The sequence below is a fragment of the Streptomyces sp. ISL-99 genome (assembly GCF_018614005.1).
Taxonomy (GTDB): domain Bacteria; phylum Actinomycetota; class Actinomycetes; order Streptomycetales; family Streptomycetaceae; genus Streptomyces; species Streptomyces flavidovirens.
This window is the reverse complement of the sequence record NZ_JAGGPC010000005.1, coordinates 136,029-157,916: the sequence shown is the minus strand read 5'-3', so window position 1 is coordinate 157,916 and position 21,888 is coordinate 136,029. Positions and strand designations below refer to the sequence as shown.

The 21,888-nt window shown below is 71.2% G+C and carries 23 protein-coding genes and 1 pseudogene; 13 read left to right on the top strand and 11 right to left on the bottom strand.

The features are described from left to right. Window positions 1–357: 357 nt before the first annotated feature. Window positions 358–1,998, bottom strand: a complete 1,641-nt coding sequence (locus J7E91_RS03365; protein WP_308375994.1) for an MFS transporter — start codon at window positions 1,996–1,998, stop codon at window positions 358–360. 78 nt (window positions 1,999–2,076) lie between these two features. After that, on the bottom strand, window positions 2,077–3,444 hold the full coding sequence (locus J7E91_RS03360) for a UDP-glucose/GDP-mannose dehydrogenase family protein (protein ID WP_214899019.1): 1,368 nt from the start codon (window positions 3,442–3,444) through the stop codon (window positions 2,077–2,079). A 228-nt stretch (window positions 3,445–3,672) separates the two neighbouring features. On the opposite strand from J7E91_RS03360, the gene J7E91_RS03355 reads away from it, so the two are divergent. Next, window positions 3,673–4,407, top strand: a complete 735-nt coding sequence (locus J7E91_RS03355; protein ID WP_214898973.1) for a YqjF family protein — start codon at window positions 3,673–3,675, stop codon at window positions 4,405–4,407. Here J7E91_RS03355 and J7E91_RS03350 read toward each other — a convergent pair. From J7E91_RS03350 to J7E91_RS03335, 4 genes are all read right to left on the bottom strand, one after another. Continuing rightward, window positions 4,401–5,495 (bottom strand): glutamate--cysteine ligase, encoded by a 1,095-nt coding sequence (locus J7E91_RS03350; RefSeq protein WP_214898972.1) that lies wholly within the window; start codon window positions 5,493–5,495, stop codon window positions 4,401–4,403. The genes J7E91_RS03355 and J7E91_RS03350 overlap by 7 nt on opposite strands. A gap of 11 nt (window positions 5,496–5,506) precedes the next feature. Beyond that, window positions 5,507–5,662 (bottom strand): DUF4383 domain-containing protein, encoded by a 156-nt coding sequence (locus tag J7E91_RS03345; protein ID WP_214898971.1) that lies wholly within the window; start codon window positions 5,660–5,662, stop codon window positions 5,507–5,509. Window positions 5,663–5,815: 153 nt separating this feature from the next. Next, complete coding sequence (locus J7E91_RS03340) at window positions 5,816–6,091, bottom strand: isoamylase early set domain-containing protein (RefSeq protein WP_028813368.1); 276 nt, start codon at window positions 6,089–6,091, stop codon at window positions 5,816–5,818. A 115-nt stretch (window positions 6,092–6,206) separates the two neighbouring features. Further along, entirely contained in the window at window positions 6,207–7,106 is a 900-nt protein-coding gene (locus J7E91_RS03335; protein ID WP_308375993.1) for a UbiA family prenyltransferase, read from the bottom strand. Window positions 7,107–7,270: 164 nt separating this feature from the next. Between J7E91_RS03335 and J7E91_RS03330 the strand changes: the two genes are divergently transcribed. The 3 genes from J7E91_RS03330 to J7E91_RS03320 are packed head-to-tail and all read left to right on the top strand — an operon-like array spanning window position 7,271 to window position 9,900. Next, window positions 7,271–8,329, top strand: coding sequence for a type III polyketide synthase (locus J7E91_RS03330; protein WP_214898969.1), 1,059 nt, complete (start codon window positions 7,271–7,273; stop codon window positions 8,327–8,329). A gap of 12 nt (window positions 8,330–8,341) precedes the next feature. Continuing rightward, a complete protein-coding gene (locus J7E91_RS03325; RefSeq protein ID WP_214898966.1) occupies window positions 8,342–8,887 on the top strand; it encodes an isoprenylcysteine carboxyl methyltransferase family protein in 546 nt (181 codons plus the stop codon). After that, window positions 8,884–9,900 carry an NAD(P)/FAD-dependent oxidoreductase gene (locus J7E91_RS03320; protein ID WP_214898964.1) on the top strand — a complete coding sequence of 339 codons (1,017 nt, stop codon included), beginning with the start codon at window positions 8,884–8,886 and terminating at the stop codon, window positions 9,898–9,900. The genes J7E91_RS03325 and J7E91_RS03320 overlap by 4 nt, the downstream gene beginning before the upstream one ends. Window positions 9,901–9,951: 51 nt before the next feature. Here the strand turns inward: J7E91_RS03320 and J7E91_RS03315 are convergent, their stop codons facing one another. Continuing rightward, the gene (locus J7E91_RS03315) at window positions 9,952–10,398 is read right to left on the bottom strand and encodes an EamA family transporter (protein WP_251015099.1); all 447 of its coding nucleotides are present in this window, start codon (window positions 10,396–10,398) and stop codon (window positions 9,952–9,954) included. Window positions 10,399–10,516: 118 nt separating this feature from the next. Between J7E91_RS03315 and J7E91_RS36665 the strand changes: the two genes are divergently transcribed. The 3 genes from J7E91_RS36665 (at window position 10,517) to J7E91_RS03305 (ending at window position 12,883) form a co-directional block, all read left to right on the top strand. Next, the gene (locus J7E91_RS36665) at window positions 10,517–10,672 is read left to right on the top strand and encodes a Ku protein (RefSeq protein WP_285439026.1); all 156 of its coding nucleotides are present in this window, start codon (window positions 10,517–10,519) and stop codon (window positions 10,670–10,672) included. A 30-nt stretch (window positions 10,673–10,702) separates the two neighbouring features. After that, on the top strand, window positions 10,703–11,587 hold the full coding sequence (locus J7E91_RS03310) for a Ku protein (protein ID WP_374224614.1): 885 nt from the start codon (window positions 10,703–10,705) through the stop codon (window positions 11,585–11,587). 204 nt (window positions 11,588–11,791) lie between these two features. Continuing rightward, entirely contained in the window at window positions 11,792–12,883 is a 1,092-nt protein-coding gene (locus J7E91_RS03305) for a glutamate--cysteine ligase (RefSeq protein ID WP_214898960.1), read from the top strand. Window positions 12,884–12,901: 18 nt separating this feature from the next. Here the strand turns inward: J7E91_RS03305 and J7E91_RS03300 are convergent, their stop codons facing one another. Both J7E91_RS03300 and J7E91_RS03295 read right to left on the bottom strand, forming a co-directional pair. Then, window positions 12,902–13,102, bottom strand: a complete 201-nt coding sequence (locus tag J7E91_RS03300; RefSeq protein WP_214898958.1) for a hypothetical protein — start codon at window positions 13,100–13,102, stop codon at window positions 12,902–12,904. Between the two features lie 143 nt (window positions 13,103–13,245). Next, window positions 13,246–13,743: a peptidylprolyl isomerase gene (locus J7E91_RS03295; RefSeq protein WP_214898956.1), complete on the bottom strand. Its 498-nt coding sequence runs from the start codon at window positions 13,741–13,743 to the stop codon at window positions 13,246–13,248. Window positions 13,744–13,972: 229 nt separating this feature from the next. Here J7E91_RS03295 and J7E91_RS03290 point away from each other — a divergent pair, with 229 nt between their 5' ends. Next, complete coding sequence (locus J7E91_RS03290) at window positions 13,973–15,394, top strand: PP2C family protein-serine/threonine phosphatase (RefSeq protein ID WP_214898954.1); 1,422 nt, start codon at window positions 13,973–13,975, stop codon at window positions 15,392–15,394. Between the two features lie 69 nt (window positions 15,395–15,463). On the opposite strand, the gene J7E91_RS03285 is transcribed toward J7E91_RS03290, so the two are convergent. After that, window positions 15,464–16,951, bottom strand: a complete 1,488-nt coding sequence (locus J7E91_RS03285) for a hypothetical protein (protein ID WP_214898952.1) — start codon at window positions 16,949–16,951, stop codon at window positions 15,464–15,466. Between the two features lie 244 nt (window positions 16,952–17,195). Here J7E91_RS03285 and J7E91_RS03280 point away from each other — a divergent pair, with 244 nt between their 5' ends. Continuing rightward, window positions 17,196–18,347: an aminoglycoside phosphotransferase family protein gene (locus tag J7E91_RS03280; protein ID WP_214898950.1), complete on the top strand. Its 1,152-nt coding sequence runs from the start codon at window positions 17,196–17,198 to the stop codon at window positions 18,345–18,347. A gap of 257 nt (window positions 18,348–18,604) precedes the next feature. Here the strand turns inward: J7E91_RS03280 and J7E91_RS37215 are convergent. Then, window positions 18,605–18,781: pseudogene (locus J7E91_RS37215) on the bottom strand (hypothetical protein); the annotation flags it as partial. On the opposite strand from J7E91_RS37215, the gene J7E91_RS03275 reads away from it, so the two are divergent. From J7E91_RS03275 to J7E91_RS03260, 4 genes are all read left to right on the top strand, one after another. After that, window positions 18,711–19,004: an ROK family protein gene (locus J7E91_RS03275; protein WP_251015126.1), complete on the top strand. Its 294-nt coding sequence runs from the start codon at window positions 18,711–18,713 to the stop codon at window positions 19,002–19,004. The pseudogene J7E91_RS37215 and the gene J7E91_RS03275 overlap by 71 nt on opposite strands. 115 nt (window positions 19,005–19,119) lie before the next feature. After that, window positions 19,120–20,136, top strand: coding sequence for a glutathione S-transferase family protein (locus J7E91_RS03270; protein ID WP_374224611.1), 1,017 nt, complete (start codon window positions 19,120–19,122; stop codon window positions 20,134–20,136). 285 nt (window positions 20,137–20,421) lie between these two features. After that, a complete protein-coding gene (locus J7E91_RS03265) occupies window positions 20,422–21,450 on the top strand; it encodes a PHP domain-containing protein (RefSeq protein WP_214898947.1) in 1,029 nt (342 codons plus the stop codon). Between the two features lie 73 nt (window positions 21,451–21,523). Continuing rightward, window positions 21,524–21,796 carry a DUF1232 domain-containing protein gene (locus J7E91_RS03260; protein ID WP_214898945.1) on the top strand — a complete coding sequence of 91 codons (273 nt, stop codon included), beginning with the start codon at window positions 21,524–21,526 and terminating at the stop codon, window positions 21,794–21,796. The last annotated feature ends 92 nt before the right edge of the window (window positions 21,797–21,888 follow it).

Genomic DNA, 21,888 nt, shown 5'->3' with positions numbered 1-21,888 from the left:
TCAACACCATCTGTCGGCGCTTGGCACCGACTCCTGTATTCCGCATGTCCGCCGGGGAGGCCGGAGATGCGGTGACTTGGGATGCCTGACCGGGGACCACCTCTCAATCCGGGGTCTGCGGTACCTGAGCGAACTCGAACCTCACTCAGGCGATCCTGATGGCGTCTGCTCCTCCCTTGCTGATCAATTCCAATTTCCTTGCTCCATGCGGTGCCGTCGCACCGCGCGCCGGTCGTCTTTGCCGCGCTGTGCTGACTTCCTTCGCTACGCCAGAAACTCTAATCACCGAGAACCCAGATGTCTACCGTCACCACGACAGATATTCAGGTGGCCGGGCGTGAGCTGTTCCGGCGTCCGTCACGGCAACGAGGACAGCTCCTCGTCCCGGCCCGAGGCGTACGCCCAGATCATGTGGCGTACGAACGGCTTCGAGCCCGGCCGCGTCAGGGCCAGGGCCCGGGCCTCCAGCTCCTGGTCCACCTTGGTCCCGCGTTCCATGATCAGGCGCAGATGCTCCCGCTCGGAGCCCACGGTGAACGTCTCCAGGAAGAGTGTCGGATCCGCCATGTCCTCGAACAGGCCCCACAACGACGCGCCCGTACGCCGGCGGGACATGCCCACCGGCCGCATCGCCTCGATGAAAGCCTCGGCGTTCCCCCGGTCCACCCGCCACTCGACGGTGACCAGCACCGGCCCGGCGTCCCGTCCCGGCACCGCCACATCGGGCACATCCGCCCAGATCTGGGCCGGGCGTACGTCGACCGGGCCGGACGGCATGGGAAGCACCCGCGTGCCCACCACCGTGGTCACCAGCAGGCCGATGCCCGACACCACGAACGCGGTGCCCACGCCCAGCCGGTCGGCGGCCATGCCCCACCCCACCCCGCCGAGCGCCTGCCCGCCCATGAAGACCAGCTGGTAGTAGGCGAGACCGCGGGTCCGGGCCCAGGCGGGCAGCAGCACCTGCGCCGAGGCGGAGAGCGTGGACAGGACCGCCACCCACGCCAGACCGGACACGATCAAGGCGGCGGCGACCGCGAGCGCGGACGGCACCAGGCCGATCACCGCCATCGTCGCCGCGTAGACCACCATGGCGCCCGTCACCAGCACATTCGTCTTCAGGTGCGAGCGGACCGACGGCAGCAGAACCGCCCCCAGGACAGCGCCGAGCCCCACGCTGGCGAGCAGCAGACCGTAGCCGCCGGCGGAGAGACCGAGCGGCCCCCTGGCGACCGTCGGGAGCAGCGCCCACAGACCTCCGGCGAAGATCATGAAGAGGCCCGAGCGGCCGATGACCGCCCCGAACAGGGGCGCGCTGCGGACGTAGCGGGCGCCTGCCCTGATGGCGTCACGGATGTGCTCGGAGCCGAGGGGCCGGTGGGTCACCGGACGCTTCCACGCGTACAGCACGATCAGGACGCCGAGGAAGGACAGCGCGTTGAGCGCGAATGTGGCCTCGGGGCCGGTGGCGGCGATCATCGCGCCGCCGAGAGCGGGCCCCGCGGCCCGCGCCACATTGCCGTTCGCACTGTTGAGCAGGGCGGCCTGCGGGATCTCCTCACGGCTGACCAGCTCGGGCTGGATGGCCTGGAACGAGGAGATGCAGAACGCCTCACCCACCCCCATCAGCGCGGTCAGTCCGAGGAGCAGGCCCTGGGTCGCCGCGCCGGCCGCCGTGACGCCCGCCAGCCCCGCCGCGCCGAGGAACATCAGAAGCTGCCCGCCGAGCAGCAGCCGCCGTTGGTCGAGGATGTCCCCCAACGCCCCGGCGGGAACCACCAGCGCGAAGACCGGCAGGGTGGTCGCCGTCTGCACCAGGGCGACCTCGAACGCGCCGCCCCCGAGGTCGCCCATGAGCCACTGGGCTCCGACGGTCTGCATCCAGGTGCCCATGTTGGCCGCCAACTGGGCGATCCACAGCGCCCGGAACACCGGGCGGCGCATGGGCGCCCACGCCGAGGGCTCGGGGCCCCAGTCCTGGGCAGGCGACTGCTTCACCTGAACGCTCTCCTCATCGCCGTAGTCATGGAGCTGTCCACGCCCTACTCGATAAGGGATGTTATGGCCCTAATCCGCTCAAGCCGGTGCGGTGGGGCCCGCGCCGTCGGTCGCTTCCAGCTGGGGCTCGGCAGTGGCGGTCGTGGCGGGGACGGGGACCCTGGTACCGATGCTCCGGTAACGGACGGGAAGACCGGCCATCCGCTCCGGGGGCAGGCAGTTCTTGCCGTCGATGAGCAGGCGCGGCTCGGCGAGCCGTGAGGCCAGCAGCGGCCAGTCCGCCTCGATGGCCTGCGGCCATTCGGTCAGCAGGACGACGGCGTGGGCGCCACTGACCGCACCAAACAGGTCGGGGGCCGGGTTCGCGGCCGGGAAGAGTGCGGCGACGGCCGCCGGGTCGGTGGCCGGATCCCACACGCGTACACGTGCCGCTTCACCGAGAATCGCGGGGACGACGGTACGGCTGGGGGCGGCACGCAGATCGTCGCTCCAGGGTTCGTAGCGCACGCCGAGCACGGCGATCGTGGCGTCCCGCAGGGCAGCGCCGAGTTCGGTGCGCAGCATCTGCAGTGCCAGTCCGGCCTGCGCGTCGTTGACGGCGATCGTCGCCCGCAGCAGCGGAGCCGGTATGCCGACGCTGCCCGCCCAGTGGGCCAGCGCGGCCGTGTCCTTCGGCAGACAGGAGTCGCCGTAACCCAGGCCCGGCTGGAGGAAGGCGTGACCGATGCGCGGGTCGTAGCCGACGCCCTGCAGGACGCGGTCGACATCGACGTCGGGGCCGCAGCACATCCGGGCGATCTCGTTCGAGAAACTGATCTTCATGGCGAGGAAGGCGTTGCTCGCGTACTTGATCATCTCGGCGCTGGTGGGAGTCGTGGCCACCCAGGGACTCGCCACACCGGCGTACAGCTCACGCAGGGCCCGTTCGCTGTCGCGACTCCAGGTGCCGGCGACGATCCGGGCGGGGGCGGCCCAGTCCTCCAGGGCGCTTCCCTGATTCAGGAACTCGGGGTTGTACGCGTAACGCTCGCGCAGCCAGGGATGGGCGTCGGCGAGTCTGCTGCTGGTGCCGGGCGGCACGGTGGACTTGAGCACCACCCGCGGGACGGGCAGCAGATTCCCGATCTGCTCGAGCACCGAGGTCACCTGGGACAGATCGGCGGCCCCGTCGGGTCCCGGCGGCGTTCCCACGGTGATCAGCACGATGTCGAAGGGGGTCCGCCGGTGGCACTCCGCCAGCCCGCCGACGAATCGCAGCCTTCCGGTGGCCAGCGCGGCAGTCAGCTGCTGGGGCAGGCCCGGTTCGAAGACCGGCGCCTCGCCGGCGTTCAATATGCGCAGCCGGCCGGGGTCCTGCTCGACGCCGGTGACGCTGTGCCCCTGCAGGGCCAGCGCGACCGCACCCGTCAGTCCGACGTAACCCTGTCCGACGACCGCTACTCGCATCACCAACCACCTCCTCGGTCAGCCAGGAAGAGGGCTGGGAAAACGCCTCGAAGCCCTGTGAAGCAGGCAGGTTGCAGCCCGCTTCCCTCATAGCACCCCAACAGAGCAGTGATCGCATCCCCGGCGTGGGGCCCCTTCGCCCCGCTCACGGGCGGGGCGAAGGGGTGGCTCAGTCGCAGGTCAGGAACGCGCGGTGTGGCGGTCGCGGTCCGGGGTGAGGGTGGAGACATGGGTGAGCGAGTGGTCTCCCGTGAAGCGGAGCGGCACCTTCGGCTGCTCGTGATGCGCGCGGACTGGCTGGACCAGGCGTTCGTGCACTGGCCGTACCGGCCTGCCGACGTCCAGGCGCTGCTTCCCGCCCGGCTGACCGTGGACACGTACGACGACACCGCGTGGGTCACCCTCACGCCGTTCGTGATGGCTGAGGTACGTGCCGCTGGGCTCGCCTCCCCCGCCCCCGCGGTCGGCCGTTTCCTGGAGACGAATCTGCGGACGTACGTACGCGGCCCCGACGGGTGCCGGGCGTTGTGGTTTCTCACGATCGAGGTGAGCTGCGCGGCCATGCTCGCCGCGAGAGCCGTGGGGCTGCCGTACCACTCGGGATCGCTGACGCTGCGACGCGACGACGGCGTGTGCTTCTACTCCGGCATGCGCCGCGGCGGCGGAGCCTCGTACCGCCTGACGGTGCGACGCGGTGAACCGCTCCCGGCGCCGTCGGAGCGCGATGTGTGGCTCACCACCCGGTGGCACGCCTTCACGCGCCGGGCCGGCCTGATCTGGGACACCCCGGTCGAGCACGAACCGTGGAACCTCCACACCGGTACGGTCGAGGGCCTGGCGCAGTCGCTGACCACGGCAGTCGGCCTGCCCGCGCCCTCGCGCGAACCCCTGGTGCACGTCTCGCCGGCCGTGAGGCAGGCACGCATCGGCGCTTCGCGGCCGCGCTACCGCGCCGGCTACTGACGTGTGCCCTGCATGGTGACCAGGTCTATCAGCGCCCGCATGCCGCCCTCGGCCAGCGCGCGTCGCTGCAGGTCGGCGGGCGTGCCCTGTTGCAAGAGCCGGTGGACCAGCGAGGTCACCTCCCGCGCGTCTCCGGACTCCTCCAGGGCGGGTGCGAGGTGGTCCATCAGCTGACACAGCACATCGCCCGCGCTGCGGAGCTTCCCGTCGGGGGCGACCAGTGAACCGCTGATGCCGTCCCGCGCGGCGTACCAGTTCGCGCCGTGCAGCAGTTCCGGTGCGCACTGGACAGGCGGCACGCCGGCCTTTTCGTCACTGACGGCCGTCGCGACCAAGGCGCGCACGATGCCCGCGAACATGACGGCGTCGTCGGCCCTCAGCTGCACGTCCATGCACCGCACCTCGACTGTGGGGTACCGGTCGGAGAGCCGGGCCTGCCAGTAGAGCTGTCCCGGGTCGCTGATGATCCCGGCCGTCAGCAGTGCCCGGACCCGCCGCTCGTTGTCGGCCAGGTCGGCGAAATGTGGCGGGGGCCCGCTGACCGGCCAGCGGCCGTAGATCACGGTGCGCCAGCTGGAGAACCCGGTGTCGTGGCCGTCCCACAGCGGTGAGTTCGCCGACATGGCCACCAGCACGGGCAGCCACACCCGGATCCGGTTCAGGACGGCGATGCCCATCTCCGGATCGGACACGGCCGCGTGTACGTGCATACCGTTGACCAGCTGCTCCGCGACCAGTTGCGGGGCCTGGGACTGGATGGCGAGATAGCGCGGCTGTCGGGTGACCAGGGGCGGCGCCACCTCTCTGAACGGCGCTGTCGCGCAGGTGGCGAGCCGGCAGCCGAACTCTTCGGCCGCCGCGCCGAGCGCGTGCCGCAGGCGCAGCAGATGACCGCCGACCTCCTTGAGGTCGGTGCACACCGGAGTGGCGACCTCCACCTGTGCCTGCAGCAGCTCGGCCTGTACCTCCCGCCGGTCCACGACCGGCTCAAGACCGGACGATCCCCGTACCTCTTCGGCCAGCGGCACCGGCAGGCCAGTGTCCGGATCGAGAAGGAGGTACTCCTCCTCGACTCCCACAGTGATCACGCCGGCCCCGGTTAGCGGTCCGCGCCGGTGCGCGGGCGGCGGGTGAGCAGGACGCCGAGAGCGATCACGGCCGGGCCCGGAGCGAAGTGCGACCAGTTGTCGGCCGTGTTGAGGGGTACGAGGTCAGGGGTCCGGGCGATCGGCGCCGTACGGTGCTGAGCACTCATGACCGCACTTCTTTCTCCCGGGGACAGCCCGTCGGGCCGCCCGATCGATCCCAGTACTAGGCACTATGTACCCCGTACTCTCACGGATAGGCAGCCCGCTCCACCAGGCGATTTCAGGCCCTCATGCGACCCGCTCGCCCAAGCGGCGAGTGGTCAGGTGTGGACGATGCTGTTGTGACCGTCCTGGTCGTCGGCGTGGCCGTCGTTGAACCAGTAGTCGCCGTGTGCCAGGTAGCGGAAGCCGTAACGCTGTTCCTTGGGGAGGGTGACGGTGACGGAGCGGGTGCCGTCTTCCCGTTCGGTGAAGGGGTGGGCTCCCGGCTGCCAGTCGTTGAAGTCGCCGACTACGCTGACCTGCCCGCAGGCCTGGCCTGCCGGGATGACGAAGGTGATCTCGGTGTGCTTCTTACGTCGGCTGCGCTCCAGCATCGCTGAACCTTTCCTCGGGGGAGTGCCTCAGGATCGCCGCCCCATAGCCCTTCCAGCACCTCTTGTTGCGCTGACGGTGCCGTTCGTCGCCCGTATGGCGCACGCGGGCGCCGGGTCAGGTGACAGCCGCGCCCTGGCGGAGCAACAGCGCGGCACCCACTGCCGCGACGAGGATCGCCGCGAGGAACGGCAGCCTCGGGCGCCGGCGGCCCAGCAGTGCGCCGCCGGCCGCCACGACGAGAGCCACCGACAGGGCGGCCGGCCCGGCGGTGCCGACCGGTCCGGGACGGGCCAACGCCAGCAGCGCGGTGGCCGTCACGAGGGGCAGCGGCAGCAGGAGCCGCCCCCGGACAGGCCCCAGCCGCTGGGGCCAGCCGCGTACACCGGTGGCCAGATCGTCGCCGATGTCGGGGAGGACGTTCGCCAGGTGTGCGCCGACGCCGAGCAGCGCCGCGGAGACGACGATCCACCAGGGGGGCCAGGGCCGCCCCTGCGGACCGAGCGAGACGAAGACGGGAAGCGCCGCGAACCCGACCGCGTACGGCAGCCAGGAAAGCACGGTCGCCTTCAGCCCGAAGTTGTACGCCCAGGCCGCGGCGACCCCGACGAGGTGGACCGTACCCGCCAGCCGGCCGTACGCGAGGGACAGCGGTACGCACAGGGCGAGAGCGGTGAGCGCCGCACCGCGTACGGCGGTGACGCCGACCGAACCGGCGACCACGGGTTTGGTACGCCGCCCGACCGCGGTGTCGCGGGCGGCGTCGACGGCGTCGTTGCTCCAGCCGACGGACAGCTGCCCCGTCAGCACCGCGGCCGCCACCAGCAGGCACCTTGCCGCGTCCTGTCCGCAGGCCGCCGCCAGCGCGGTCGTCAGGACGCCGACCGCCACGGCCGGTCCCGGGTGACACGCCCTCAGAAGCCCGCCCGCCGACCGCAGCAGACGCCTCACGCGGCTACTCCGCGGTGACCGGCGTGCGGCTTCCCCGCCCGCGTCCACCCGCACCTCGACGTCCACGCGCCCATGCTAGGCGGCCGGGCCGTCGACGGAGTGCGGCCCGCCGCCACCGGTTACCGCTTGCGGGCAGGTGCGCACAGCCGCCGGACGAGCGACATCGCGTGTGGCGATCGTGAAGGGGGGCACTCATTGCAAGGTCCCCCGTCCCCGGCCTCGGATCCCAGATGACCCGGATCGCAGCTGTCCACGGAGCTCTCGCTCCCCACCGGCACACCCAACGAGAGATCACGGACATGGTGGCCCGGGTGTGTCTGACCGAGGGGACCGACCGGCGGGTGCTGGACCGGCTCCACGACAGCGCGAAGGTGAGCACCCGCCATACGGCGCTGCCCCTCGACGCGTACGCGGGACTGGACGACTTCGGCGCCGTCAACGACGCTTTCATCGCCGGGGCGGTGAGCCTCGGCGCCGAGGCCGTCGGGGCGGCGCTCGACGCGGCGGGCCTCTCCCCGCGCGACGTCGACCTCCTGATGTTCACCTCGGTGACCGGCATCGCCACGCCCTCGGTCGACGCGCGTCTCGTGGGGCCGCTCGGGCTGCGTCCGGACGTCAAGCGCGTCCCCGTCTTCGGCCTGGGCTGTGTCGCGGGGGCGGCCGGCATCGCGCGCCTGCACGACTACCTGCTGGGGCGCCCCGACGACGTGGCGGTACTCCTGTCGGTGGAGCTGTGCTCTCTCACCTTCCAGCGCGGCGACGCCTCACCGGCCAATCTCGTCGCCAGCGCCCTCTTCGGGGACGGCGCCGCGGCCGTGGTCGCGTGCGGTGCCCGGCGCCCGTCTGCCGCCGCCCGGCCTGCCGTGGTCGACACGCGCAGTCACCTCTACCCGGACAGCGAGCACGTGATGGGGTGGGACATCACCGGCTCCGGATTCCGCGTCGTACTCGACGCCAGTGTCCCTGACGTCGTACGCAAGAACCTCGCCGCGGACGTCGACGCATTCCTCGCGGACCACGGGCTGCGCCGCGAGGACATCACCGCCTGGGTGTGTCACCCCGGCGGACCGAAGGTGCTCGAGGCCGTCGAGGAAACGCTCGAACTGCCCGCGGGCGCACTCGACGTCACGTGGAGTTCGCTGGCGGCCGTGGGCAATCTGTCGTCCGCCTCGGTGCTCCACGTCCTGCGCGACACCCTGGCCGAACGCCGTCCACCCGTCGGCACCGCCGGGCTGATGCTCGCCATGGGGCCGGGTTTCTGCTCCGAACTCGTCCTGCTCCGCTGGTAGGGAGAGGAACACATGCTCTGGTACACCGTGCTCGTCCTGGCGGTCGGTCTGGAACGCGTCGCCGAACTCGTCGTGGCCCGCCGCAACGCCCGCTGGAGCCTGGCGCGCGGCGCCGTCGAGGCGGGACGACGGCACTATCCGGCGATGGTGGTCCTGCACACCGGGCTGCTCGTCGGCTGCCTGGCCGAAGTCGGGTGGGGCGGGCGGCCGTTCGATCCGGTGGTGGGCTGGTTCATGGCCGCCGTCGTGGTGGCCGCGCAGGCACTGCGCTGGTGGTGCATCCGGACGCTGGGGCCGCGGTGGAACACCCGCGTGCTGGTCGTGCCGGGCCTGCCCCTGGTGACGGGCGGACCGTACCGGTGGCTGAGCCACCCCAACTACGTGGCGGTGGTGACGGAAGGGCTGGCCCTGCCCCTCGTGCACGGTGCCTGGCTGACCGCCGCGCTCTTCACCGGCCTGAACGCGGCGCTGCTCACCGTACGGATCCGCTGCGAGAACGAAGCGCTCGGGCTCGCTGTGGAGCGTGCCGCCGGGAGCAGGGCGGGTGCCGGACTGTGATCGACCTGCTCGTGGCGGGCGGCGGACCGGCCGGGCTTGCCACGGCCATCCACGCGGCGTCGGCCGGTATGGAAGCGGTCGTGATCGAACCGCGCGCCGCACCCGTGGACAAGGCGTGCGGCGAGGGGATCATGCCCGGCGGCGTGCTGGCTCTGGAAGCACTGGGCGTACGGGTCGGCGGCCGCGCACTGCGCGGTATCCGTTACGTCGACGGACGCCACCGCGCCCAGGCCTCCTTCGCCGACGGTCCGGGCCTCGGGGTGCGCCGTACGGAACTGCACGCGGCGCTGGCCCGGCGGGCTGCCGAAGTGGGGGTCGAGGTCGTCACCGGCAAAGTCGCGGAGGTGCGGCAGAGTGCGGACGCGGTGACGGCAGGGGGGCTGCGGGCGCGCTGGCTGGCGGCCGCGGACGGCCTGCACTCGCCGCTGCGCCACTCTCTCGGCCTGGATGTGCCGAGCCGCCGGCCACGGCGCTTCGGCCTGCGGCGGCACTACCGGCTGGAGCCGTGGACCGATTTCGTCGAGGTGCACTGGTCCGTGTTCGGTGAGGCGTATGTGACGCCGGTCGGTGACGGTCTGGTCTCCGTGGCCGTGCTGAGTACGGGGCGGCGCGGATTCGACGCGCATCTGGCCCACTTCCCGCACCTGCTGCGGCTCCTGGACGGGCGGCCCCACGCCGGCCCGGTGCGGGGCGCGGGTCCGCTGTGCCAGCGGGCCCGCCGTCGTACGGCCGGCCGGGTGGTGCTGGTGGGCGACGCGGCAGGCTACACCGACGCGCTCACCGGCGAGGGCGTGGCGCTCGCGATGGCGTCGGCCGAGGCGGCTGTGCGGTGTCTGCGGGCCGGACGACCGCAGGAGTACGAGCGGTGCTGGCGGCGGCTGTCCCTGCGCCACCGCCTGCTGACGGAAGGTCTCGTACGGTTGAGCGGCCACGCGGCGGTGGCCCGGCTGATCGTACCGGCGGCGGCCAGGGTGCCGTCGGTCTTCACGGCGGCCGTCCGCGCGCTCCAGTGACGTCCCCGCCGACGGCTCAGCACAGTCAACCGGCCGCGCGGGCGGGGCCATTCACCCCAGGTTCAGCAGGATGACCGCGGCGCCTGCGCTCAGGAGGCCGGTCACTTGTGCCGGGGGCACCTTCTCGCGCAGCAACGCGAGCCCGAGGACCGTCGGGATGGCCGGGTACAGGGAGGCCAGGACGACGGCGACGGCGAGCATCTGCTGCTGGGCCGCCCAGAGGTACAGGATGAGACCGAGGGCCGCTCCCGCCCCGATCACGGCGGCCTGCCCCAGCCGCTTCCGGGGCTGCCGGAATTCGGGAACGTACCGCAGGGCGGTCGGCAACAGGAGCACCACCGCGGCGAGCCGGCCGGCCGCCACGGGCCACAGGGCGGGCACGGTGACGCAGATGCCCAGCCAGGCCGGTGGCGTGGGCCTGTCCCCCAGGAAGAACACGCCGCACAGTACGGACAGCGCCACCCCGGTGACCGCGCTGACGGGGATGACGACGCTCATGGCACCGCGGCTCAGGCCACGGTTGAGGAAGTGCCGCGGCCTCAGGTTCGCTCGCCGTCGCATCCCGACTCGCACGGGCCGTTCCCCCGCTCTAGCCTGGGACCGCGAGGAGGTGGCAGTGGCCATGGCGCGTCCGGTGTGGAGTGGGGCTCTGACCTTCGGCCTGGTATCCCTGCCCGTACAGATGTTCACCGCGACGGACAGTCACACCGTCCACTTCCACCAGTTGCAGCGCGGCACGTCGGACCGGGTCCGCAACAAGCGGGTGAACTAGCGCACGGGCGAAGAGGTCCCGCTCGACGAGATCGTCAAGGGTTACGACGCGGGGGACGCGTACGTGCTCATCGAGCCCGGCGAGCTGGAGGACATCGCTCCGGGCCGCTCCCAGGCAGTGGAGATCACCAGGTTCGTGGACCTTGAGCAGGTCGAGCCCATCTTCTTCGACAAGACGTACTACCTGGGTCCGAAAGGCAAGGAGTACGCCAAGATCTACGCGCTGCTGGAGAAGGCACTGGCCGAAGCGGGCAAGGCGGGGATCGCCACGTTCGTCATGCGCAACCGTCAGTACCTGGTCGCCGTGAAGGCCGAGGGCGGGCTCCTGACGCTCCACACCTTGCACTGGGCCGACGAGATCCGCGATCCGCGCCGGGAGATCGGCACGCTGCCCGACAGCACCGACGTCACGAGCCGCGAGCTGAAGATGGCCGAGCAGCTCATCGAGACGCTCAGCATGGACTGGAAACCCGAGGAGTTCCACGACACCTTCCAGGAGCAGGTGACGAAGCTCATCGAGGCCAAGCGCACCGGTGAGTCGGTCGAGAAGGCGGAGCCCCCCGCGGAGGCCACGAACGTCGTCGACCTGATGGAGGCGCTGCGGGCCAGCGTCGATCACGCCAAGAGCCCCAAGAGCCGCGGCAAGGGGAAGACAGCCGCCGCCGACGCCCCCGTCGCCCGGATCAAGGACGCCGCCGACAAGCGCCGGGCCGGCCGCGCGGCGAAGCCGGAGCAGGGGACGAAGCCGAAGCAGACGAAGCGGGCCAAGGCGTCGTCGTTCGATTCCCTGACCAAGGCAGAGCTCTACCAGCGCGCCACGGACGCCGGAATTCCCGGCCGTTCCTCCATGACACGCGAAGAGCTCATCAAGGCGCTCAGCGGCAAGCGAGGACGGCGCAAGGCCGAGGCCTCCTAGACGTTCTTCCGGCCGTGGATCACGGCGCGCCCGTGAGATCGCGGGCATTAAGACCGCGGCGCAGGGCAGAGGGAAGGAAACCGCGTCGCGGCCTGCCTGATCCGGTCCCGTGAGCCGTGTGCAGGGCGTGGTGCGGTCCACGAAAGGATCTAGAGCATGCGCCCGGGCCCGTCCGGCCGGCCGCGCCGCGGAAAGGCAGTCGTCGTGCGTAGTGTCGGAGTGGAGGAGGAGCTCCTCCTGGTGGATGCGCGGACCGGTGAGCCGCAGGCGCTGTCCACGGCGGTACTGGCCGCCGTGTCCAGGGAGAGCGGCGGTGAGCCGGAGGTCTTCGAGGCCGAGCTGCACCGGCAGATGCTGGAGTTCGGTACCCGGCCGCAGACCGGAATGGGCGACCTCGCGGAGGAGATCGTCCGCTGGCGGGCGGAGGCCGCGCGTCATGCGGAAGACCTCGGCGCCGCGGTTGTCGCCCTGGCCACGTCTCCGCTCCCCGTCAGCCCGTCCATCGGAAGCGGCGAGCGCTACCAGTGGCTGGAGGAGCAGTTCGGACTCACCACACAGGAGCAGCTGACGTGCGGCTGCCATGTCCATGTGTCGGTGGACTCCGACGAAGAGGGCGTCGCCGTCCTGGACCGGATCCGGCCGTGGCTGTCCGTGTTGCTGGCGATGAGCGCGAACTCCCCGTTCTGGCAGGGCAAGGACAGCCGGTACAGCAGCTATCGCAGCCGGGTGTGGGGCCGGTGGCCGTCGTCCGGGCCGGTGGAGATCTTCGGCAGCGCCGACCGTTACCACGAGCAGGTGGACGACATGCTGGGCACGGGGGCGCTGCGGGACAAGGGGATGATCTACTTCGACGCCCGGCTCTCGCACCACTACCCCACCGTGGAGGTACGGGTCGCCGACGTGTGTCTGGATCCCTCCACCACGGTGCTCCTGGCCACGCTGGTCCGGGGTCTGGTGGAGACGGCGGCCCGCCAGTGGCGGGCCGGCGAGCCGCCCGCACCGCACGGCGTCGGGGTGCTGCGACTGGCCGCCTGGCGAGCCGGACGGTCAGGGCTGGAGGGGGAGCTGATCCATCCGGTCACGATGCGTCCCGCGCCGGCCGAAGTGGTGGTGCGGGCACTGTTCGATCACGTCCGGGACGCTCTGGAGGACAGCGGTGACGTGATTTCCGCCCAGGAGGGTCTCGCCGCGCTGCTCAAGGGGGGAAACGGGGCGCGCGTCCAGCGTGATCTGCTGAGCCGCAGCGGTGGTCTGCGAGGTGTCGTCACCGAGTGTGTGAGCAGGACCCGTGGGTAGGCCACGGGGCCGGGCGGGTCACGGGTGGTCGGGCTGCTGGTCGGGCGGCGTCCCGCCGCCTTCTCCGCCGCCCTTGTTCCCCTTGTCGGTCCCGTGGGCCTGCTTGCTGCCGCGCTTCCCGGACTGACCGGACTGGGCGGCCTTGAGTTCGGCGCTGTCCTGCGGGGTGGCGCCTCCCTTGTCGCTGCGCCGCTGTTCAGGCTGCTGCGGATTCGGCATTCCGATCCCTGCTCTCTGATCGAGACGTACTTACGCATTGCGCGTTCCCACGCAAAACGGAGGCAACACATCCGAACAGGGCCAAATGTGGGAGCGCCGGCCGACGAGTGACGTCGGCCGGCGCGCTCACAGGGCGGAGGAGATCAGACGACGCCGGACTCGGAGATGGTGACCTTCGCCTTCGGCTTGCCGCTGGACGTGCCGTAGCTCTCGATCTTCTTCACGAGCTCCATGCTCGCCTCGTCGGCCACCTCGCCGAACACGACGTGCTTGCCGTCCAGCCACGGCGTGACCACGGTGGTGATGAAGAACTGCGAGCCGTTGGTGTTCCGGCCGGCGTTGGCCATCGACAGCAGGCCCGGCTTGTTGTGCGTGAGCTTGAAGTTCTCGTCGGCGAACTTCTCGCCGTAGATGCTCTTGCCGCCGGTGCCGTCGCCCCGCGTGAAGTCGCCACCCTGCAGCATGAACGCGGGGATGATCCGGTGGAAGGAGGAACCGGCGTAGCCGAAGCCCTTCTCGCCGGTGGCCAGCGCGCGGAAGTTCTCCACCGTCTGGGGGACCACGTCGTCGAACAGGTTGAAGGTGATCCGCCCGGCGGGCTCGTCGTTGATGGTGATGTCGAAGTAAGCCTTGATCGTCATGGTTCTATCCTGACATCCCGGACGGCATCCCGTGCATCCGGCATCCCGTGGAGCGTTTCGGGAGTCCTCCAGCGAGGCCGATGGCATATGCCAGAAGCACCACCGTATCGAGTGTTGCCAAATGCCTTACGGGCCTTTCCCCGCTGTGCCACAGTCGTAACTGGTCCATCCATACTGGTCCATCCATCCATCCAGACCTGGCCTGGCCGCGCCTGTATCGGAGTACGACATGCCGTCCCATCTGTTCGCGGACCGTCCGGCGCCCCAGCCACCTGAGCGGGGCTCCGTCGACGCACTGATCTCGCAGACCCGTCGGCTGCGTGTCGACGTGGACGCGGTGCGCCGGGACGCGGTCGCGGTGGACGACGAAGACCCGCAGGGGCGCTGGCAGCGGGCTCTGTGCGACCTGGCGGTCCATCAACTCGACGATCTGGGCGCCCACTTGGGGCAGCTCAAAGCCGGGCTGCCCGCTCAGGCCGAGGAAGCACCGGCCGGCCGGCCCCCGGCCGCCATGGGCACGTCGTTACTCAGCCGGGTCGGCAGCGCCGAGTGGAACCTCCTGACCGACGAGGCGAGCTGGTCCGACGAGCTGTACGAGATCTTCGGCCGTACGCCCGAGAGCGGGCCACTGACCCTCGACGAGCTGCCGTCCATGCTGTTCGCCGAGGACCAGAGCTTCCTTGCCGCGATGGTCACCGACTGCCTGGTCGACGGGAAGCCGATCGACGGCGAGTTCCGCATCGTGCGCACCGACGGCGCCGTACGGACCCTTCACATGATGGGCGAGCCGGTACTCGACTCGGACGGCTGCACCGCCTCGATGTGGGCGGTGCTGCGGGACGTCAGCGAGCTGCGCCGCAGCCAGCGGGCGGTGCGCGAGACCCGTGACTCGCTCCAGCGCCAGCAGCACATCGCGCGGACCGAGCACCGGATCGCGGTCGAGCTGCAGGAATCCGTACTGCCGCCGTGGCGCGGTTCCCTGCGGCTCCCGCACGGCGGCCCCGCCGCACTCGACCTCGCCGCCCACTATCTGCCGTCCGCGTCGAGCGCGATGATCGGCGGGGACTGGTACGACGCGCTGGAGCTGCCCGACGGGCAGACCCTGCTGACCGTCGGCGGCCTGACCGGCCACGGGGTCGCCGCCACCTCCGGGATGGCCATGCTGCTCGGTGCGCTGCGCGGGATGGCCGTAGCCGGCATCGCGCCCGGAGCTCTGATGGGGCATCTCAACCAGCTCCTGCAGGCCTCGACCCAGCCGGCGCTCGGCAGCGCGATGTGCTGCCGCTACGACCCGGCCACCCGGCTCCTCACCTGGGCGCAGGCGGGGCACCCCGCCCCGCTGCTGTTCCGCGACGGGACGGGGCTCCCGCTGACGCCGCCCGAGGGCGTACTGCTCGGGGCGACATCCGGTGCGTCGTACGAGCAGGCCGAGGTGCGGCTGCGCCCCGGCGACCTGCTGGTCCTGCACACCGACGGGATCTCGCGCCGCAGCCCCACCGACGGTGCCGGCCCTTCCAGGCTGCTGGACCTCGCGCCGCGCTTCGCCGGGGCACGCAGCGCGCAGGAGTGCGTGCGGCTGACCGTGAAAGAGTTCGGCGAGGCGGAGCGTGAGAACGACGCGTGCGTGCTGATCGCCCGGGTCGCCGCGTAGCGGTAGGCGCAGTAGTGGTAGTCGTCGTGGTGGTCTTGTAGTCGTGGCTGTGGTTGTGAGGCAGCGGGTCTAGATGCCGGCGCTCCTGTTCGTCTTCTTGGCGGGCAGCGCGAGCTTGATCTCCTCGCGCAGGTCCTCGATCTTCGGGTAGCCGGCGTACTCACCGGTGAGCCGGTACATCTGGCGCAGCCGGTCCCATGTGCGGTGCGACGACGTCTCCCCCATCGACACCAGTGCGAGGCGTGCGTACCGGTCGGCCTGTTCCGGGTCGTCCGCGATGAAGCACGCGGAGGCCAGCGAGAGGTAGTCGAAGATCTTCGACCGCTGCCTGCCGCCCGCCCGGAGATCGAGCGCCTGCTTGGCGTGCCGCTGTGCGGTGATCGCCGCCGAGGGGTCGTGCTCCGCGAGCGTCCGGAAGGCGAGGGCCTGCATACCGTGCATGTCCGCCTCGTCGAACATCTGCATCCAACTCGGCGGCGGCACATCGCCCTTGTCCGATACGAACAGTTCCTCCGCCTCCCCCAGCGTGCGCCGCATCGCCTGGCCGCGGCCCATGGCGGCCTGCGCCCAGGCCTCGATGGTGTGCAGCATGGCGCGGGTGCGGGGGAGCATCTCGTCGCCGGATCCGGACTTGGCGAGCTTCATCAGGTCGAGGGCGTCGTCGGGCTTTCCGAGGTGCACCATCTGGCGGGCGGCCCGGGAGAGGGCCTCACCCGCCCGGGGGCGGTCGCCGCCTTCGCGGGCCGCGTGGGCGGCGATGACGAAGTACTTCTGGGCGGTGGGTTCGAGGCCGACGTCGTGCGACATCCAGCCTGCGAGAACCGCCAGGTTGGCGGCTACGCCCCACAGCCGTCGCTGGAGGTGGTCGGGGTGGTGGTAGGCGAGCATGCCGCCCACCTCGTTGAGCTGGCCCACTACGGCCTTGCGCTGGAGGCCGCCACCGCGGGCGGCGTCCCAGGCGCGGAAGACTTCGACGGATCGCTCGAGCTCTTCGATCTCCTGCGACCCGATGGGGGCGGCCTCGTAGCGGTCGTACCCAGCGGGGTCGGCGTGCAGGGGATCGTCGGTGCGTGGAGCGTCGGCCGTCAGAGCGGGGTCGGTGTGCAGCCAGTCGTGCATGGCGCTGCTGAGTGCGGAGCCTGCGGCGAGCGCGGCGCCCGCGCCCACCAGGCCGCGTCGGTTGAGCATGAGGTCCATTCCCGTGAATTCGGTGAGGACCGCTGCCGTCCGTTCGGGCGCCCACGGAAGACCGTCGGGATTCTTCACGTTCCTGACGTCTCGCCGTTTCCCCGTGCGCCCGTGCCGGTCGAACCCGAGGTCCTCGATGGTCACGACACGGCCGAGTCGCTCGGTGAACAGAGCTGCCAGCACCTTGGGCACGGGATCGCGTGGGGCTTCCCCCATGTCGATCCAGCGTCGTACGCGCGAGGTGTCGGTGGCCAGCTGCGGATGGCCCATGGCCGCCGCCTGCCGGTTCACCAGCCTCGCGAGTTCGCCCTTGGACCAGCCGGCGAGGCCGAACAGGTCTGCCAGGCGGGTGTTGGGTTCTCCGGTCACTTCAAGCCCCCAGGTTCTCGGCTGATTTCGACAGTAACCCCGTGTCAGATGCGTCGGGGATATTCGCCAGGGTTCGCCAGGGTCCGCCAGATGGTGTGCCACCCGCAGACGGGTGTCAGGTAAGAAAGCGCCACCCCGTTCCGGCGACCGGCCGGCATTCCCCAGGGTGTTGACCGGTTGCCGGGGCGGGTGGCGCACGTGACACGTACTACGTAACTCGTCGGCGCGCGAAGGGATCTGTCCCATGTACACAGCATCGTCCTCCGTGTCCGCCCCGCCTCGGCCGTACCGTCCAGTGGCGACGGGCAGCGGACCGTACCTCGACCCCAACCACGCCGGCGGAGCGTCACTCGGCACGGGCCGGGCCCGGCGCGCGGCGGCAGGGCCGGGTTCCCAACCGCTCAGCGGGAGACTCGACTTGTCCGGCCCCCAGGGCGCGCAGCTGAGGAAGGCCATTGCCTCGGTGCACCGGATCTGCCCGGAGTTCAATCCGGTACAGGTTCTGCGCCGCAGTGGACGTTCCGTACTGCTCGTCGGCACCACAGGCCGCGCGACCGCGGTCGCGAAGTGCTTACTGGATCACTCCCCCGCGTGGGCGGAGAGGTTCCAGCACGAAATAGCTGCCTACCGCGCCTTCGTCCGGCACCGCCCACCCGTGCGCGTGCCACGGCTGATCGCCGCGGACCCCGACAACTGCACCCTGGTCATCGAGCGGATGCCCGGCCGGGCCGCGGCGCTCACCCGGCATCCGGCGGAGGCTCCGCCGCGCGCCGATCTGCGGGCCGTGCTCGGCGCCATCACGCGGGTCAACGCGTGGCGGCCGCCGCCCGGCATCTTCGAGGCGCCGCTCGACTACGCCTCGCGGATCTCCCGGTACCACGCGCTGGGCCTGCTCACCGACCGGGACATGGGGGACCTGCAGAAGCTCCTCCACGGGGTCGCGCACGCGGCCGGCGGCCGCCAGAGCATGGGCCAGTTCTGTCACGGTGACGCGCTGCTCTCCAACATCCTCATGTCGCCGGCCGGTCCCGTACTGGTTGACTGGGAGCACGCCGGCTGGTACTTGCCGGGGTACGACCTGGCGACACTGTGGGCGGTGCTGGGTGACGCTCCGGCGGCGCGGCGGCAGATCAGTCAGCTGGCGCAGGCGCCGGGCACGGCCTCGCGGGACGCGTTCCTGGTGAACCTGATGCTCGTACTGACGCGGGAGATCCGTACGTACGAGACCGCTGTCCAGCGCACCATGCGCGAGGCCGCACCCGTGGGCGGGGCGACGGGGCAGGTGCCGGCGGGTGGCGTGTCGACCGGTGAGGAGCAGCGGCTGCTGCTCCGGCGGCTGCACGACGACTGCGCGATGGCCCGGCGGGCGGTTCGTGCGGCTGTCGGCACCCGCTGACGAAGAGGACAGAAGAGGGGAACGCACTGGCCCACCCGGTGATCGTCAACCGGGTGGGCCAATGGCATGGGCCAGGGGCTCTGCGCCCGAGGGCCGGGTAGGCGGTGACCTTGGGCGCCGTATTGCCGGCGGTGACGGGGATGTTGGCGTTGCCGGACTTGCCGGTGGAGTCGGTGACCTTCAGCTGGGCGTTGAAGTCGCCCCTTGGCCGTGTACGTGTGGGCGGGGTCGGCTGCGGTGGAGTCGTAGGTTCCGTCGCCGTCGAAGTCCCAGGCGTAGGTCAGGTTGTCGCCGTCCGCGTCGTGGCTGCCGGCGCGCGACGTCGTACGGCTGGTGCAGTCCGGCAACCGGGACGCCGTGCGGATGGTCCGCGAGGCCGGCCGCGCGGTCGGCGAGGTGCTGGCGGGCCTGGTCAACTTCTTCAACCCGGACACGGTGGTGCTGGGCGGGGCGCTGGCCGCCGTGCACGACCAGCTGCCGGCGGGTGTACGGGAGGCGGTGTACCGGCGGTCGCATCCGCTGGCGACGCATGTGCTGCGGATCGAGCCGAGCCGTACGGGCGAGAACGCGGCGGCGGCCGGCGCCGGGATCCTCGCGATCGAGCACGCGCTGTCGCCGGCGGAGGTGGACCGGGCGCCGGCGCGGGCGGCGTCCTGAGGCCGGTGGCGGGTGGGCGACGGCACAATGGGCGGTGTCACCCGCCCGCGTGCCGAAGCGCGCGGCACCGGGCGCCGGCGACGGAGGCTCGCAGTACCCGGCCGGGAAGGAAGTCATGATGAGCACGGACGGCAACACCGCGTACGGGAAGAAGACCTTCAAGCGGTCGAAGAGCCACTTCGCGGACCGCGTCACGGCCGACGGCAGGGACGGCTGGCCCGTCGAGGCGGGCCGCTACCGGCTCGTGGTGAGCCGCGCCTGCCCCTGGGCGAGCCGGGCGGTGGTCTCGCGCCGGCTGCTCGGTCTGGAGGACGCCCTTTCCCTCGCCGTCGCGGATCCGGTCCAGGACGACCGCAGCTGGCGGTTCACCCTCGATCCCGGGGGCCGCGACCCCGTACTGGGCATCCGGTACCTCAGCGCGGCCTACGACGCGCGGGAGAAGGGCTACCCCGGAGGGGTGAGCGTCCCGGCGCTCGTGGACGTACCGAGCGGCAAACTGGTCACCAACGACTACCAGCGGATCACGCTGGACTTCGCCACCGAGTGGACGGCTCTGCACCGGCCGGGTGCGCCCGATCTCTACCCGAAGCCGCTGCGCGGGGAGATCGACGAGGTCATGGAGGGCGTCTACCGCGACGTCAACAACGGCGTGTACCGGGCGGGCTTCGCGACGGACCAGGGCGAGTACGAGGGCGCCTGCCGGGACGTGTTCCGGCGGCTCGGCCTGCTGTCGCAGCGGCTCGCGGACCGCCGCTATCTCGTCGGGGACACCATCACGGAGGCGGACATCCGGCTGTTCACGACGCTCGTGCGGTTCGACGCGGTCTACCACGGACATTTCAAGTGCAACCAGTGGAAGCTGACCGAGGACCCTGTGCTGTGGGCGTACGCGCGGGACCTTTACCAGACGCCCGGTTTCGGGGACACCGTCGATTTCGACCACATCAAGCGCCATTACTACCAGGTGCACACCGGCATCAATCCGACCGGGATCGTGCCGCTGGGGCCGGATCTGCCCGGGTGGCTGGCTCCGCATCACCGGGAGGAGCTGGGCGGGCGTCCGTTCGGTGACGGTACGCCGCCGGGGCCGGTGCCGGCGGCCGAGCGGGTCCCGGCGGCGGGCCGGCCGTAGCCGGTTCCCGCGGAGCTTTTCCCCACCCCGCCCCTTCCCGAACTGGGGCTCCGCCCCAGACCCCGGTCCTCAAACGCCGGACGGGCTGAATGGTTGCCGCTGCGCGGCATATCCAGCCCGCCCGGGGGTCTGGGGGCTTGCCCCCCGCGGCGGAGCCGCAAATGTCACGGCCGGGAAGGGGCGGGGTGGGGAAAGAAACGCACTTGCCGTACTCGGACATGCGCCTCCGGCAGCTGCGAGGGAAGCTGGACGCCCCTGCTGACCCGGTGCGTACGAGAGGTGCCGATGGATCCCGTCGAGGCGCTGGAACGGATCGCGTTCCTGCTGGAACGGGCCCAGGCCCCCACCTATCGCGTACGCGCGTTCCGCACGGCCGCCGCCGCCGTTGCCGCGCTCCCCGAGGGGGAGACGGAGAGCCGCGCGGCCGCCGGCTCGCTGGAGACGCTCAAGGGCGTCGGGCCGAAGACGGCGCAGGTGGTGCGCGAGGCGCTGGGGGGCGGGATGCCCGCCTATCTGAAGCGGCTGGAGGAGGAGAGCGCGGGGCCGCGGACCGAAGGCGGTGAGCACCTGCGTGCGCTGCTGCGCGGCGACTGCCATCTGCACTCGGACTGGTCGGACGGCGGAAGCCCCATCGAGGCGATGGGGCGTACGGCGGCCGCCCTGGGCCACGAGTGGGCGGTTCTCACCGACCACTCCCCCCACCTGACCGTCGCCAGCGGACTGTCTCCCGAACGGCTGCGCGAGCAGCTGGAGGTGGTGGCCGAACTCAATGAGCGCTGGGCCCCGTTCCGCCTTCTCACGGGCATCGAGTGCGACATCCTCCTCGACGGTTCGCTGGATCAGGAACCCGAGCTGCTGGACCGGCTCGACATCGTGGTGGTGTCCGTGCACTCCAAGCTGCGCATGGACGCCGCCGCGATGACCCGCCGCATGGTCGCCGCCGTGAGCAATCCGCACGCGGACATCCTCGGGCACTGCACGGGCCGGCTGCTCACCGGGCGCGGGCGGCCCGAGTCGCAGTTCGACGCCGACGAGGTCTTCGCCGCCTGCGCGGCCTCGGGCACGGCCGTGGAGATCAACTGCCGGCCCGAGCGTCTCGATCCGCCCCGGAGGCTGCTGCGCCGGGCCGTCGACGCGGGCGTGCTGTTCTCGGTCGACACCGACGCGCACGCGCCCGGTCAGCTCGACTGGCAGATCTACGGGTGTGCCAGGGCCGAGGAGTGCGGGGTGCCGCCCGAGCGGGTCGTGAACACCTGGGCCATGGACGACCTCCTGGCGTGGGCTCGTACGGGCGAGTCACCGTCCGGTGCCTGAACCGGTGCCTGAACCGGCGCGTGCTGGGGCAGACGAGGAGAGAGTGTGTGAACGCGAACCACCAGGAGGCCTCATGAGCGCCGAAGCATGGACGCTGCTCGTCGTCGCCGTCGTCCTGGTGGTGGCGACGCTCGCCGTGGCGGTGTTCGTTCTCGTACGGCTGGTGCGCGCCCGCCGGGGTCTGCGAGCGGCGGGACTGCCGGAAGGGCGCCCCTGGGTCTTCTGGGCCGCTGTCGCCTACCTCGTGCTGCCGACGGATCTTGTACCGGACCCGGTATACCTCGACGACATCGGCGTACTGGTGCTCGCCCTGAGGTCGCTGCGCGCGGACCGCGATGTGACCTGACGGCGACTCTGTTCTCTGGGTGCGGTCATTGGTTCACACCACTGACGCTCCGCAGGCCCGTTCGCCATCCGCCGCGAAACTCCCCGCCACCC